This window comes from Reichenbachiella sp., from assembly GCF_039941815.1.
GTDB lineage: Bacteria > Bacteroidota > Bacteroidia > Cytophagales > Cyclobacteriaceae > Reichenbachiella.
On the sequence record NZ_JBDVDW010000042.1, the window covers coordinates 1 to 1207 of the forward strand.

The window sequence follows — 1207 nt, forward strand, 5'->3', positions numbered from 1 at the left end:
TGTACAGACGGTTTGAATGAAAGCCAAGCCAACGCACTACTTGATGCACTTACTAAGAAAGCCGGAGAAAGCCCGCACTTCTTCAGCTGGCAGTCATATTCATTAAAAGGACTTATTAATAAACAAACCATGACTAAGGCCACCCTACTTGCCTTTGATAAAGAAATTACTTTTTCCCTGAGAATGGTTCTTTTACAAGCCTTTAGCAAATCGGCTTTATCTAACGAGCACTTAGAACGTTTTACTCAACTAATATTTGATACCTCGGAATGTTATGCTATTCGTTCAAAAGCGTTGAAAATCTTACCAGAATATACAAACCAAGCTCATTGGGAGCTACATATTCAAGAACTGCTTCAGATGGAGGACAATGATTCATTAAGGCTCGCTTCTGACTATATACAACAGGTCAATTTTGATATTAATGATGACCTCACTGCTAAAGTATTAATCGAATATGCTCAATCAAATGATAATAGTGTATTGAAACTAGCGCCTATAACAGAAGACATCCCTCTTGAAAGGGTAACCAATCTACTAAATATTCTTTCTAAAACTCTCCCAAATACGGAATTGGAAAATACTCGCTACGGTCAGGGGAAAACAGAAATATCCGAACTAGTTTGTGGACTAATATTACGGCTTATAGAGCAAAATAAGCCCAGCGCAGCACAGATATGGCACTGGCTATCATCTACTACTCCTAACTTTGAAAGTTATAGCTTTAGTTGTAGTGGTGAGCTTAGCAAAGTCCTTCATAACTCCACCTTAAAGCAAGAAATTCAGCTTCTAGTCTATTCAACAGAAAAAGATAATTTAATACCTTATGCCATTAATTACTGCCTCCACACCGCATTTCCTCCTCTTAGATTTGATGAAGAGGATATCATCGCATTACTTGAAAGGTCTCCTGCTCCTACTATTGATTGGAAAGGATTTATAGAGTTATGCCGCCATGACGAGGATCAGGGCCAGAGCGTAAGAGCGGCTGCACAAAATTTTGCACAGACATCAGAGGATCAAATTTGGCTAAAGACACTTGCAACACCACAGCTAACTGAATGGGAAATCAGACAAGAAAAGAAAAAAGAACTAGATGACCATGATAGAGCTAGAAAAATTGCTCAGGACAAAGAAGAGTTTCTACAGCATATAGAAGAGCTAAGAAACGGAGTTTTTAATTGGATCTATGACCCCGCTAGGGCTT

At 38.7% G+C, this 1207-nt stretch carries 1 protein-coding gene; it reads left to right on the forward strand.

The genetic code is table 11. The features are described from left to right. On the forward strand, positions 1-1207 hold a 1207-nt coding region (locus ABJF11_RS10735), incomplete at both ends, for a hypothetical protein (RefSeq protein WP_348119849.1).